This is a genomic window from Aquabacterium sp., assembly GCF_050725395.1.
Taxonomy (GTDB): Bacteria; Pseudomonadota; Gammaproteobacteria; order Burkholderiales; family Burkholderiaceae_C; genus Aquabacterium.
In genome coordinates, this window is the sequence record NZ_JBOHHL010000003.1 from 124,856 (window position 1) to 138,313 (window position 13,458).

10 protein-coding genes are annotated in these 13,458 nt (G+C 61.5%); 6 read left to right on the forward strand and 4 right to left on the reverse strand.

Features of this window, described 5'->3' with window-relative positions; genetic code table 11:
* Nucleotides 1–19 precede the first annotated feature (19 nt).
* The 3 genes from ACREB4_RS03245 to ACREB4_RS03255 all read left to right on the forward strand — a co-directional run bounded on the left by ACREB4_RS03245 (nt 20) and on the right by ACREB4_RS03255 (nt 5,303).
* Entirely contained in the window at nt 20–568 is a 549-nt protein-coding gene (locus tag ACREB4_RS03245) for a hypothetical protein (protein WP_431586754.1), read from the forward strand.
* A 596-nt stretch (nt 569–1,164) separates the two neighbouring features.
* The gene (locus tag ACREB4_RS03250) at nt 1,165–3,342 is read left to right on the forward strand and encodes a hypothetical protein (protein WP_431586755.1); all 2,178 of its coding nucleotides are present in this window, start codon (nt 1,165–1,167) and stop codon (nt 3,340–3,342) included.
* 299 nt (nt 3,343–3,641) lie between these two features.
* A complete protein-coding gene (locus tag ACREB4_RS03255) occupies nt 3,642–5,303 on the forward strand; it encodes an ATP-binding protein (protein ID WP_431586756.1) in 1,662 nt (553 codons plus the stop codon).
* Here ACREB4_RS03255 and ACREB4_RS03260 read toward each other — a convergent pair.
* A complete protein-coding gene (locus ACREB4_RS03260; protein WP_431586757.1) occupies nt 5,297–5,980 on the reverse strand; it encodes a response regulator transcription factor in 684 nt (227 codons plus the stop codon). The two genes, ACREB4_RS03255 and ACREB4_RS03260, sit on opposite strands and share 7 nt — an antisense overlap.
* A 147-nt stretch (nt 5,981–6,127) precedes the next feature.
* Between ACREB4_RS03260 and ACREB4_RS03265 the strand changes: the two genes are divergently transcribed.
* From ACREB4_RS03265 to ACREB4_RS03275, 3 genes are read left to right on the forward strand one after another with little or no spacing between them, the layout of a single operon-like run.
* Nucleotides 6,128–7,729, forward strand: a complete 1,602-nt coding sequence (locus tag ACREB4_RS03265; protein ID WP_431586758.1) for a methyl-accepting chemotaxis protein — start codon at nt 6,128–6,130, stop codon at nt 7,727–7,729.
* Nucleotides 7,726–8,547 carry an alpha/beta fold hydrolase gene (locus ACREB4_RS03270; protein ID WP_431586759.1) on the forward strand — a complete coding sequence of 274 codons (822 nt, stop codon included), beginning with the start codon at nt 7,726–7,728 and terminating at the stop codon, nt 8,545–8,547. Before ACREB4_RS03265 ends, ACREB4_RS03270 begins: the two co-directional genes overlap by 4 nt.
* Nucleotides 8,544–10,619, forward strand: a complete 2,076-nt coding sequence (locus tag ACREB4_RS03275) for a putative bifunctional diguanylate cyclase/phosphodiesterase (protein ID WP_431586760.1) — start codon at nt 8,544–8,546, stop codon at nt 10,617–10,619. The genes ACREB4_RS03270 and ACREB4_RS03275 overlap by 4 nt, the downstream gene beginning before the upstream one ends.
* A 51-nt stretch (nt 10,620–10,670) precedes the next feature.
* Here ACREB4_RS03275 and ACREB4_RS03280 read toward each other — a convergent pair whose 3' ends face one another.
* The 3 genes from ACREB4_RS03280 to aqpZ all read right to left on the reverse strand — a co-directional run bounded on the left by ACREB4_RS03280 (nt 10,671) and on the right by aqpZ (nt 13,422).
* The gene (locus tag ACREB4_RS03280; protein WP_431586761.1) at nt 10,671–12,206 is read right to left on the reverse strand and encodes a methyl-accepting chemotaxis protein; all 1,536 of its coding nucleotides are present in this window, start codon (nt 12,204–12,206) and stop codon (nt 10,671–10,673) included.
* Between the two features lie 155 nt (nt 12,207–12,361).
* Nucleotides 12,362–12,679: a FlxA-like family protein gene (locus tag ACREB4_RS03285; RefSeq protein WP_431586762.1), complete on the reverse strand. Its 318-nt coding sequence runs from the start codon at nt 12,677–12,679 to the stop codon at nt 12,362–12,364.
* 59 nt (nt 12,680–12,738) lie between these two features.
* A complete protein-coding gene (aqpZ, locus tag ACREB4_RS03290) occupies nt 12,739–13,422 on the reverse strand; it encodes an aquaporin Z (protein ID WP_431586763.1) in 684 nt (227 codons plus the stop codon).
* Nucleotides 13,423–13,458: the final 36 nt, after the last annotated feature.

The window sequence follows — 13,458 nt, forward strand, 5'->3', positions numbered from 1 at the left end:
GATAAAGAAAGCCAAGAGCATGAACATTCAGTCTGCAATTCTTTCGCGATCATTTGCGACCGTAGCGAAAGCCGCGACAGCCGGCATATTTTCTTTTGCATTAACAGCAGGATCGGCATTCGCTGACAATATAGGAATAGATTGGTCAGCTGGGCTATCAGGTTCGCTTATTGGTTTGAGCACAGGCAACGTTGATGAGGACGTAATATACTCTGCCACTTTTCTCGTCCCAGCTCCTTTGTTCCAGTCAACCTCAGGTCACGGAGTAGAGCATCACTACCTGCGAACGGAAATCACCGGATTTGAGTTTAAATTCAACTTTCCTATTCCTGAGACTCTTGCATCTTTCGGTAACTATGGAAAGCTAACTGCCCCCGTATCGAAGTCACACGGCTTCACGGGAGCCCAATTGCTTGACATCATGCCGCTCTCCGACAAGATCCTGAGTGTGACCGCCATTGGGAGGCATATATATGCCGTCCCAGAACCTGAAACATATTTGTTGGTGTTTTGTGGCCTAGGCGTTTTGGGATGGAGAAGCATCAAGGTTTTGCACAAGAACTCGTAAGTAGCTAAGTTTTATGCCAACACCGCCTGCCCGCTGCAATGGCTGGTAGGCGGCTCGCCGGAAGACCTTGATTGGCGCGGGGGCCGGCTGCACGGCTGGGGCGCCATGCAGTGGTAGGTTAAGGCGCAAGCTCGAGTAGGCCACTCACCTGGACCGCGAGCTCGTCGCGTTCTTTTGCCACCGCTGTATATCTTCCGCTGCACTCGCCGAGGCTGTTGGTGGCGGCGGCGACTTGCGCAGCGAGGCCGGCACGGGTTGAGCTTTCTCGCATGGAGTCGGCACGAACACGGTCGAGGGTGTCGAGCAACCGGAGGTGAGCGTCGAGAGTAACGCCAGAGGCAACAGCCACGGCTGCGGTTTTGGTTTGCGTGTCATGGTCAGCCTTTCGGCTTTGGCCTCTTCCGTGCGTTGCCCACCTGTACCTGGGCAACCTTAGCGGCGACAACAGGCTGCTGTGCGGTGAGCACGCGGACCTCGCCTACCAGGTTCCTGGGTAATCCCCTAAAATTGCAACATCAGAGGTGAGCCACAGTGTTGCTGCTTGTAATGCAGGCTGTATCTACTACCCGTTCATCCATAAATCAGGGAGAAAAAACATGTCTTGGAAAGATTCCAAGCGCGTATCTACGCGCCTACTGCGAGGTGTATTTGTCCTCGCCGTCGCGGCCGCCGCCGCAACCAGTGCCTCGGCCCAGCTGATCGACAACCCCAGTTATGTGACCTACACCGCGGCAGCCAGCCCGGCCATGCCGACGCTTCTGCCGCCAACAACCGCCTCATCGCTGACTCCGCCACCTGGTTTTTGGGATGAGCGGGGCACCGTACCGGTGACCCTCAACTACCAGCGTGACAATACGACTGCTGGCGGCCCTTACCTCACCATCACAATCAGCAATAACACCTCGGTCATGGGCAACTACACGTTGCACGCCAGCCCTGATCGCGCCATCGCAGTTGGCAACGTGGCCCGCTCCAAAATCGGGCTGGTGGTGGCACAAGCACCGAGCGAGGTTTTCATCAACGCCGGCTTCTACCAGTACGCAGGCAGCACCTATAACGGCCAACTCGAAAGTGAAACATCGGTCGTTGATGGCGCACGCACTACGCTGCAGAACGTGAGCGCCGAATTGGTGGGCGGCACCAAGTCGTGGGGCACAAACCTCAGCACCACGCAAGCACACGCCATCTTGTCGGCCTACAACATCCCGCCCGGCGGCGTGGTGGTCTTGCGCGTCAAGAGCTGGACACTCGACAACGGCGTCACTGCTGGCAACGGCATCATGCCGCTGTCCATCCTGGGCCGCCAGCAGAACACCGGCCCCAGCAAGAATTTCAAGGTCTCGGTCGAGATGATCGGCAAGAGCTTCTCGGGCTCCTATGTTTCCACACTCGAAGTGGTCAACAACCTGGGTGTGATCAAGCAAAGCTCGTCACACGCAAGCACTGAATGGTCCACCCAGTATGGCCGCATCGTTGACAACTTCATCCTGGACATGTCGGCGGCCTCCATGCCTGTCGGTGACTACACGCTGCGCTACAAAGTGGCACCGTCAGCCGGTGCACCGGGCCTACAGTTAGGCACCACATCAACCAGCGTGGCTGAAGTCAACTACCTTTGGGCCAACCCGGCAGACTACCGCTACCGGATCGGTAACGTGACGGTGAGCGCTACGGGCGGCTTGCATTTGGGCATGTCCTTCCACTACTACCCTGGCGCAAGCGACACCAAGTTCGGCGCTCCCTATGGCACCTACAAGTTCGTGCGCTCGCTGGCCAGCGACAAGCTGTGGAAGCCGTGGTGGAACGTCAACCCCGATGGCTCGCTTAATACGACCGACCCCAACCGCTGGATTGATCTGGACGCCTGGGCGAACAAGTTCGCGGCAACGGGCCAGCGCAAGCTGCTGCTGACCTTCTTCGGTTCACCCACGGCGGCCAGCTCCAATCCAACGCTGATCAGCAATGCCTGGGGAACTGACGCTCCTGGCATCTCAGCGGCACCTAAGGACTTGAACGTGTTCAGGCAAGCCGTAGAAGCCACGGTGTCGCACCTGAGTGGCCGCGTCTTTGCGGTGGAGTGCTGGAACGAACCCAACAGCCGCGACATGTTCTCGGGTGACCCAAGCAAGCCAAATGTACCTCTGTCCACCCAACTGGCCGACATCTGCCAGAAGGTTTATGAGGGCACCAAGGCCATCGACTCAAGCATCCCCGTGATCTGCCCGCAAGCTGACAGCCCCTACACCGCCGGCTATGTCTACAGCGCCAAGACATCGGCAGGCAATCCCATCACCAACTACTGCGACTGGGTTGGCGCGCACATCTACAGCAGGCTGAGCAACGACACGCACAGCAAGCCATACGCGACGCAAAGCCTGAACCAGGCACTGCGTTTACTGAAGGTGCGCAGCCAGCAGTACGGCATCTCGGCTAAGAAATTGGCCGTGACCGAGTTCGGTTTGAACCGTTGCACATGGAGCACCACCCCGGCTTATGGCCGTGTTGGCCCTGGCCAGACGTTGGATGATCTGGCTAATGGGGACAAGGCCGACGCCATGTTCCAGGCCACGATGACAATGCATGAAGAAGGCGTCACAGCCCTTGGCTTGTACTCATATGACCACGGCGATGACGATCCAACGTGCCGTCGTGGCGGCAGCTATATCTGGTCAACACTGGGCAGTGATTCTTCGCAGTATTTGAACAGTGCTGTGCTGGATGCCTTTGGCAATGCGCGCAACCAGGTCGGCACGACGACCACGGCAGCACCCTGAGTTGGGAGAACTCGGGCTGCGGCCCGTAGCCCCTCGGCCCCGCTTAGGCGGGGCTTTTTATTTGCCAGAGGCCCTTACCCATTTCTCGCCGGGTACCCATCACTACATAGCCTAGGTAACAGACAGACTCAAGCAGGGGTAACTTTGGGGGTAACTCAAAACACGAACAGCGCAAACCCAGCATCCATGCGGGTTGCAGCCAATGTCTCGTGTGACCGGCCCAATTAGACGTCCGATGGCATCCAATGCCACCGACTAGCGCAGAATACGCCCATCAGCCTATTGACGGAATGGGACTCATGAGCGACCTCCCCGCGCCTGAAGACGCAGAAGCCCGGCGAATCGCGGCTTTGAAAGACCTGATCGTGCTCGACAGCCCACCCGAGCCTTTGTTCGACAGCATCACCAGGATGGCGTCGGAGATCTGCGGCACGCCCATCGCCCTGATCAGCCTCGTCGACGAAGAGCGCCAGTGGTTCAAGGCCAATGTGGGGCTGGAAGGGGTGGAAGAGACGCCGCGGGACTTGGCGTTTTGCGCGCACGCCATCCATCAAGACGGTTTGATGGAAGTCCTCGACGCGACCGCGGACCCCCGGTTTTCCGACAACCCGCTCGTCACAGGTTCGCCGCACATCAAGTTCTACGCGGGTGCCCCCCTCGTGCTGCCGTCTGGCGCCAAGGCGGGCACCCTCTGTGTGATCGACCGCTCGCAAAAGCAGCTCACCGACTTCCAGGCGTGCAGCTTGCGCATGCTGGCGGACATGGTGAGCCAGGCCTTGACCATGCGCCGCGACCTGATTCACCGCGCCCTGACGGTCAGGCGAGAAGCCGAGGAAGTGCTGCGTGCCAAGGAAGCCCTGCTGGACCGCACAGGCCGCATCGCGGGCGTGGGTGGCTGGGTGGCCGAGATGGCTTCGCAGCAGATCCACTTTTCGGAGCAAGCCTGCAGCCTGCTCGACCTCGGTTCAACCTGTGTCATGGGCACAAAAGCGGCCCTGGGCATGCTCACGGGAGATGGCCAGGACAGGCTGCGCCAGGCGGTGGCCCAACTTGCATCGAAGGGCGACCCACTGGACCTGGAGGTCTGCCTGAGCACGCCGACTGACCGCCTGATGTGGGTGCGGCTGGCGGGAGAGTTCGAGTTCGCGCAAGGACGGCCGGTGCGCTTGGTGGGCGCTGTGCAGGACATCAGCGAACGCCTGAAGCACAAGGCCGAACTGAAACGTGAACAAGAACTTCGCCACCAGGTGGAGCGGCATGCGCATGAACTGAAGAAGCTGTTGAGCGAGCGAGAGGAAATGCTCGATGTGCTGACCCACGAAGTGCGTCAGCCCTTGAACAATGCCTCGGCCGCGCTGCAAAGTGCCAGCGCAGCCTTGCAGAACACCCACGACGCTGCCGCCTTGGACAGGCTTGGGCGGGCACAGGGGGTCATGAGCCAAGTGATGGCCAACATCGACAACACCCTGGCTTCGGCAGCACTGCTGGCCAGCAAGGACGCCATCGAGCTGGCCGACACCGACGTGGACACCCTGGTGGCCGTGGCCGTGGCGGACGTGCCCTCGCACGCGCGGCACCGCATCCAGGTGGAGCGCCTGGCCAGCACCCGCACCGTGCAGGCAGACATGGGGCTCATGCGGCTGGCCTTGCGCAACCTGTTGCTGAATGCCTTGAAATACAGCCCTCCCGACACCAAAGTGATCGTCCGCCTGCTGGATTGGGACGAGCCGCTGGCCCTGGTGATCGAGGTGGAAGACGCCGGGCCGGGCTTTGACGCCGAGTTGACGCCGCGGATGTTCCAACGCGGCGTCCGGGGCCGGCATGCTGGCGTGGTCAAAGGGCACGGGCTCGGGCTCTACATCGTGCGCCGGGTGATGGAACTGCATGGCGCCCGCGTCGATCTCGTGCGCAACACGCCTCAGGGCAGCACCTTGCAGTTGATCCTGGAAGTGGCTCAGTGAGCCTTCAGCTCGGCCTTGAACACATAGCCCACGCCTGATTTGGACTGCAAGGGCACCAAGGCCGGCGTGGCTTTTTCAATGCGCCGGCGCAGGCGGTAGATGGTGGCGTTCAGGCCGTCGGTGCTGCTCTCCCCCTCTTTGCCCAGCTTGCGCAGGATGAGCTCACGCGGCACGACTTCGCCGGCGGCATCCACAAAGCACTCCATCAAAGCCAGGTCGGTTTCGCTCAGCTCGATCTGAACGCCGTCCGGGGCAATCAGGCTGTGGGCGCGCCGGTCCAGTTTCCAGGTGGGTGTGGACGCCTGGCCCGCCCCAGCCCGGCGTTGGACGGCACTGATCGCCAAGACCACCTGATCGAACTGCACGGGCTTGGCCAGGTACATGTCGGCACCGGCGGTCATCACCTGCTTGAACACATCCGGCGCGAGCCGGCCCGACACGACCACCACCCCCGCCTCGGTCCGCCGGCGGAGCACCTTGATCAAGTCGACGCCGTCGATGCCCGGCAAGGACAGGTCGCACAGGTAGAAGTTGTACTCGTAGGCCCCCGGATCGGCCAGCAGATCGGTGCTGTCTTGGAACACGGACACCTCGATGCCCTGCTCCCTGAGGTGCTGGGACAGGAATTCGGTGTATTCGTCATCGTCGTCGACGAGCGCCAGTGTCTTGGGAAGCATGTGCACAGTGTAGGCAGCAATCTTGAGGCTGATCACAAATCAAACAGCGCACCGCATAAATTGCCACAAAAGCGATAAATACTACACAACGTCATAAATGACGCCATGAGATGATTTGTGACATCAGGTAACCACTTTGGAGTCGCGGTGAAAAATCTCTCAATCAAGATGCAACTGACCTTGGCGTTCAGTTTCTTGACCTTCCTGGTGTTGGTGGTCAGCATCTTTGGCGCACACAGCCTGGGGGACGCGAACGACAGGTTCACCGCCTACATCAATGGCGAGGCCCGGCGTGCCGACCTGGCCCTGGACGTCCGGATCTACGCCAGCCGCCGGGCCATCGCCGTGAGAGACATGGCTTTGGTGGACACGGCCCAAGACCACGCCCTTGGCAAGCAAAGCGCCATCGACTCGCACCAGCAGCTGCAAACCAGCCTGCGCGACTTGAAGGCCTCGGTGAGCGGCGACTCCAATGTCACGCCGCGCGACCGCGAGCTGGTGGATGCCATCGATCAGATCGAGGCCCGCTATGCGCCGATTGCGCTCGACATCGTCCGCTTGTCGAGCGAGGACAAGCGCGAGGAAGCCATCCGCAGGATCAATGTGGATTGCAGGCCCTTGCTCAACCAACTGATGGAGGCCGCCAAGGCCTATGTCGAGTACACCCGTGAAGAGACCCGGCGCCAAAGCGCTGCCGCGGCCACCGCCTTGGCACGGCAACGCGCCATCATGCTGGCCCTCAGTGCGCTGGCCGCCGTCATGGCAGGGGTGCTGGGCTGGCTGATCATCCGCAGGCTGGTCGCTTCGCTGGGTGCCGAGCCCGCCGACCTGTTCCGACTGGCCCAACGGGTGGCCCAAGGTGACATCTCGGAAGTGCAGGGTGCGTCCACCGCCCCCGCTGGCAGCGTGCTGTCGTCCATGGGTGCCATGCAAGGCCAGTTGCAGGCCTTGATCGGCCAGGTTCGCACCACGGCCGACAGCATTGCCTCGGCCAGCTCGGAGATCGCCCAAGGCAACAACGACCTGTCCAGCCGCACTGAACAGCAAGCCAGCGCGCTGGAGGAAACCGCCGCGTCGATGGAGCAACTGGGCTCCACCGTGAAGGGCAACGCCAGCCATGCCAAACAGGCCAGCCAGTTGGCCCACGATGCGAGCGCGATCGCGGTGCAAGGCGGCGAGGTGGTCGACAAAGTCATCCTGACGATGCAAGGCATCAACGACAGCAGCAACAAGATCTCGGACATCATTTCCGTGATCGACAGCATCGCTTTCCAGACCAACATCCTGGCGCTCAATGCGGCGGTGGAAGCCGCCAGGGCGGGTGACCAGGGCCGTGGGTTTGCGGTGGTCGCCAGCGAAGTGCGCACCCTGGCACAACGCAGCGCGCAGGCCGCCCGCGAGATCAAGTCACTGATCCACGACAGCGTGGAACGCGTGGCGCAAGGCACCTCCCTGGTGGACCAGGCCGGCGCCACCATGCAGAAGGTGGTCCAGTCGGTCGGGCAGGTCTCCGTGATCATGGAAGAGATCAGCCATGCCAGCACGGAACAAAGTGCCGGGGTGGCCCAGGTTGGGCAGGCCATCACTCAGATGGACAACGCCACGCAGCAGAACGCAGCGCTGGTGGAGGAAAGCGCCGCCGCCGCCGAAAGCCTGAAGTGCCAGGCCCAGCAACTGGTGAAGGCCATTGCCTTCTTCAACCTGGCCAATGCCGTGGGCCAACCATCGACCAGTGGGTACCGCGCATGAGCGCCCTGTCACGCCACAACGTCCGGCAGGCGGGACAAGGGCAGCCTTTGCTGTTCGCGCATGGCTACGGTTGCGACCAGAGCGTCTGGCGTTTCATGGCCCCGGCCTTCGAGACCACGCACCGGGTGGTCCTGATGGACCTGGCGGGGTGCGGCACCGCCGCACCCGATGCGTATGACCAGGAGCGCCACGCCACGCTTCACGGGCACGCGCAGGACATCATCTCGGTGTGCGAATCGGCGCAGCTGGAAGGTACCGTGCTGGTGGCCCATTCCGTCAGCACCATGAGTGCCGTGCTGGCCGCCAGGACAAGGCCAGACCTGTTCTCGGCGCTGGTGATGCTGGCGCCCTCGCCCAGCTACCTGAACCACGAGGGTTACCAGGGTGGCTTCGAGCGCCAGGACATCGACGATCTGCTCCACATCCTTGAAGCCAACCATTTCAAGTGGGCCCGCATGATGGCGCCCGTGGTCATGGGCAGCGAGAACAACCCTGCGCTGTCCGAGGAGCTGGCCACGCACTTCTGCCGGATGGAGGCGTCCGTGGCCAAGCATTTTGCCCAAGTCACTTTTCTGTCAGACCACCGCGAGGACCTGGACGGATTGTCGATCCCGACGCTGGTGATGCAATGCACCCGGGACACTCTGGCACCCGCCTCGGTGGGACAGTACCTGCAATCGCGTTGGCCGCAAGTGCAGCTGGCCAAGCTGGAAGCGACCGGCCACTGCCCACACATGAGCGCACCGCAAGAGGCCACCGAGGTGCTCCGCGCCTTTCTGGAAGCGCAGGCCCACGAACTCGTGGAAAGCACCGCATGATGACCGACGCACCCTATGGCCTCATCGTGACGTCTGGCGACGGCATGATGAAGAGCGCCAGCCAACGCTTCGCGTCGTGGATGCAGATGAGCGAGCACAGCCTGCAAGGCAGGCGCTTTGAGGACTTGCTGTCGCCCGCCAGCCAGATCGTCTATGCCACCCATCTCGTCCCGTTGCTGGAAGCCACGGGCACGGCCAGCGAGGTGATGCTCGACTTGGTCCTCGCCGATGCGCGGCGGTTTCCGATCGTGCTGTTCGCCATCTGCAAACCAGCCGCTGGCGGCTGTGAGATCACCTTGCACGTGTTCGACGCGACAGAGATCAGGCGGCACGAACAAGAACTCCGCCACGCCAAGCAAGAGGCGGAAGCGGCGGTGGCCGCGTTGAGCCAAGCCAACACCCAGTTGAGCAGGCAATCAGAAGAGCTCCGGATCACACTGCGGTCCATCGCCGAAGGTGTGATCACCATTGGCACGGATGGGCTGATGTCCTCCATCAACCCGACGGCCCAAAGCCTGTTCGGCATGACAGAAAGCCAGGCCCTCACCACCACGGTCAACCAGCTGGGCACCCTTCTGCACCCGGAAAGCAGACAGCCGTTGCAAAACCTCGCCCCTCTTCTGCGCACCGGGCAATTCGAAGCGCTGCTGATGACGCCAGATGGCCATGAACGCCACTTGGAAGCGAGCGTGGCGCACCTGCACGGCACCGGTGACAAGTTGATGGGTGCCGTGATGGTCATCCGCGATGTCACCGATGAGCGTGGCCTGCTCCAGCAACTGACCCACGAGGCGAACCACGACCACCTCACCGGCTTGAGCAACCGCCGCGAGTTCGAACGCCGTTTGAACGCCTTGGCCAGCACCGCGGACGACCCTCAGCACCATGTGTTCTACATCGACGTGGACCAGTTCAAGGTGGTGAATGACATTGCCGGGCACGAGGGGGGCGACCAGCTTCTGGTGCACATCGCCGGCATTCTGAAAGCAGGTGCGCGGCAAAGCGACACCGTCTCACGGCTAGGGGGCGACGAGTTCGGGCTGATCCTTCCTCATTGTTCCGAAGAAGCCGCGCTGCGTGTGGCCCAGAAGCTGCGCGCCCAGATCGCCGCGTTCGGCCTGCCATGGAACAGCAAGAGCTTCAATGTCACGGTCAGCATCGGCATGCTCGCGTTCGGAGAACGTGGCACCTCCGCCGCCGCCGTGATGGCGGGTGCCGACATGGCCTGCAACCTCGCCAAGGAACAGGGGCGCAACCGCATCCAGACTTACACCGACGCCGATGAGCGGATGCAGGCCCGGCGAGGCGAGATGACCTGGGCTTCGGAGATCCGGCGTGTGATGGAGGATGGCCGGCTGCGGCTCCATTTCCAGCCGATCGCGCCCCTTCATCCCACCCCGGGCAAGCTCAAGCATGGCGAGATGCTTTTGCGAATCGTGGATGGCGATGGCAAGCTGTTGCCGCCTGCCTCCTTCATCTCGGCGGCCGAACGCTACAACCAGATCCAGGCCGTTGACCGGTGGGTGATCAAGACCGCCTTCGATTGGCTGAGCCAACATCCTGACCACGAGGCGTCGATCAATCTTTCAGGCCAATCCATTGGCGATGCGCAACTTCTGTCCTTCGTGTTCGCACAGTTTGAGCGGACGGGTCTGTCGCCTCGCCGCGTCTGCTTCGAGATCACCGAGACGGCCGCCATTGGCGACCTCGCGTCGGCCTTGGCCTTCATGAATGCCATGAAGGCGGTGGGCGTGAAGTTTGCGCTCGATGACTTCGGCATCGGCATGTCATCGTTCAGCTACTTGCAGACCCTGCCGGTGGACTACGTGAAGATCGATGGGAGTTTCACGAAGACCTTGCTGACCTCGCCCCTCAACAGGGGCATCGTGGAATCGATCGTTCGAATCGCCAAGCTTTGCGGGCTTCAAACGATCGCGGAATGGGTGGAAACCGCCGAGACCAGGGACATGCTGGCGCGCATCGGCGTGGACCATGCGCAAGGATGGCTCATCGGCAAACCGATGCCTTTGCCCGACGTGGTCCCGGCCAGGCTGGCTGCGGCCATGCACTGAATGGGTATGGTCATGGGCCGAACTGGCCGTGGACCGCTTGCTCGCCCGAAGCTACGCCGCGGCAGCACCTAACCTGAATCGGGAAGCCATCTCACCCAGCCGATTTGCCTGATCTTTCAAGCTCTCGGCTGCGGCGGCCGACTCTTCAACCAAGGCCGCGTTCTGTTGTGTCATTTGATCCAACTGACCCACCGCGACGTTGACCTGCCCAATCCCCAGACTTTGCTCGTTGGCAGCCGCGCTGATTTCAGTGATCAAGCTGCTCACCCCTTGCACACTGGTCATGAGTTCCGACATGGTTCTGCCGGCGTCTTCGACCAGTTGAGCTCCGTTTTCCACACTGGTGACGCTGTCGCCGATCAGTTTTTTGATTTCCTTGGCGGCTTCGGCAGAGCGGCGTGCCAGTTGGCGCACTTCGCCTGCCACGACGGCGAAACCGCGGCCTTCCTCACCAGCGCGCGCAGCCTCCACCGCGGCATTGAGCGCCAGGATGTTGGTCTGGAAGGCGATGCCATCGATGACGCCGATGATGTCGACCACTTTCTTCGAGCTGGCATTGATGTCGCTCATGGTGGACACCACCTTGGCCACCACCTGCCCGCCTCGTTGGGCAAAATCGCTGGCCGTCGACGCCAGTCGAGTGGCCGTCGCAGCAGAGGAGGCACTTTGCATCACGGTGCTCGTGAGCTGCTCCATGGAGGAGGCCGTTTCCTGCAGACTGCTGGCGGCCTCTTCCGTTCGGCTGCTGAGGTCCACATTGCCGGTGGCCACTTCCGCACTGGCCACCTGGATGCTGTCAGAGGCTTGTCGAATTTGCCCGACCAACTTCTGCAGGTCTTGCTGCATGTGCGCAAGTTCGGCCATCAGACTGTCCGCATGGGGCGTCAGCGGGACGGGCACTGAAAGGTCGCCCGCCGCGATCCGGCGCAGGGCATCACGGGCATCTGCTGGCTCGCCGCCCAATTCACGTTGGACATTGCGTTGCATGAACCATCCCAGGGCGATCGCCACGCCAGCCGCCACGAATGCAAAAAATCCAGCGATGGCGGTGGCTTGACGACCGCGACCCTGTGCCGCGGCATGGGACTCCTGGGCCAACTTCCTCGCAGCTTCACGTTGCTTGATGAGTTCGCTGCGCAGTTTTCTCCAGGCTGGCGTTTCTTCGGTGTTCAGAAGTTTCACAGCCGCTTGAGGATCGCTGGCCACCAACGCAGATACCTTGCTCACCGCCGTCTCCTGTGCATCGCGCAAGCTGGCAATGATGGGAAGGTCTTTCTCAAACGGTGTGCCAGTGGCCACCTTCTCGGTTTCACTGAAGGCTTTGCGGAAGGCTTCCTGAGCAGCCTTCAGGTTTTCATAGGCTCGGGCGTTCTTGGGGTCAAGGACCGTGTTGCGAAGGGCTTGACCAGACTGCAGCCCTTGCGCGTACATCTCCGACAGCCCATCCGAGAGCTTCTGGTCGGTGGCCATGTACTGGTCAAACTCGGCTTGTGTGCGTGCGAGTCCCCAAACACCCACGGTCGTGGCCGCCACGAACAGGGTGGCAGGCGCTATGAAGCAAATCGTCAGTCGGGCCGAAAATCGCATGAGAACTCCCTGGAAACCAGATGATGAGGCCCCCGCCTCAGCATGCTTATCGGCAGCCTGTTCTGTTTCCTGAAGGCAAACGTGACCTGTGCGCTTCTCCGCATCCGCATGGATCCTGGTGACGTCGCGGACATGACGGACCTGCTTTGAGGTCGTCAGGCGTACACATCCAGCAATCTGTGCGCGTCTGTTCTGCGGTCTACCTGTTTGTGCTGAGATGACGATTTTGTTTTCTCAGCACTTTCTTTTTTTTCCAGATTTTGTATTTGTGCCTGCACGAGCTGGATTTGCGCCTGGATCAATTTCGCTTGCGCAATTTTTTGCTTGGCGTCGCCACTCCCCTGCGGGACTTGCCGCAGCTGTGCATACAAGTCAGCCAGTTGCTTCTTCAATTTGCCCAATTCGCTGGCACCTCCAGAACTGGAGGTGCTGGCAGCAGTGCTGGCTGAAGTGACCACGATGCTTGACGACATGCCTTCTTTTCGGCAATCCGGCGGATTTCTTCAGCCGTGGCGCAAGCAACGAAAGCCCCTCACTCGGTCGACAATGCGCGATGAATGAAGGCTCCGCCCGCCGCACCAACCAGTGGAGCCAACCAGAACAGCCACAGTTGGGACATGGCCCAGTCGCCCACGAACAGCGCCACGGCGGTGCTGCGCGCCGGGTTCACCGAGGTGTTGGTCACCGGGATGCTGATCAGGTGGATGAGCGTGAGGGCCAGGCCGATGGCCAACGGCGCGAAGTTTTGCGGTGCCCCGGTCGAGGTCGCGCCCAGGATGACGAACAGGAAGCCGGCCGTGAGCACCGTTTCGATCAGGGCGGCGGCCAGCAGCGAATAGCCCCCTGGTGAATGTTCGCCGAAGCCATTGCTGGCAAAGCCCGCGGACACGTCGAAGCCCGCCTTGCCGGAGGCCACCAAGTACAGCACGCCAGCCCCGGCGATGCCGCCCATGACCTGGGCTGCGATGTAAGGCAGCAGTTGGGCGGTGGGCAAACGTCCGGCCACCCACATGCCCACGCTGACAGCGGGATTCAGATGCGCCCCCGAGATGTGCCCCAGGGCATAGGCCATGGTCAGCACCGTGAGGCCGAAGGCCAGCGACACGCCCAGCAGGCCGATGCCCACACCGGGAAAGGCCGCCGCGAGGACCGCGCTGCCGCAGCCGCCCAGCACCAACCAGAACGTACCGACGAATTCGGCGCCATATGCTTTCATGAATTGCTCCTGTCAAAAAATCAAAGGGAAGAAAGA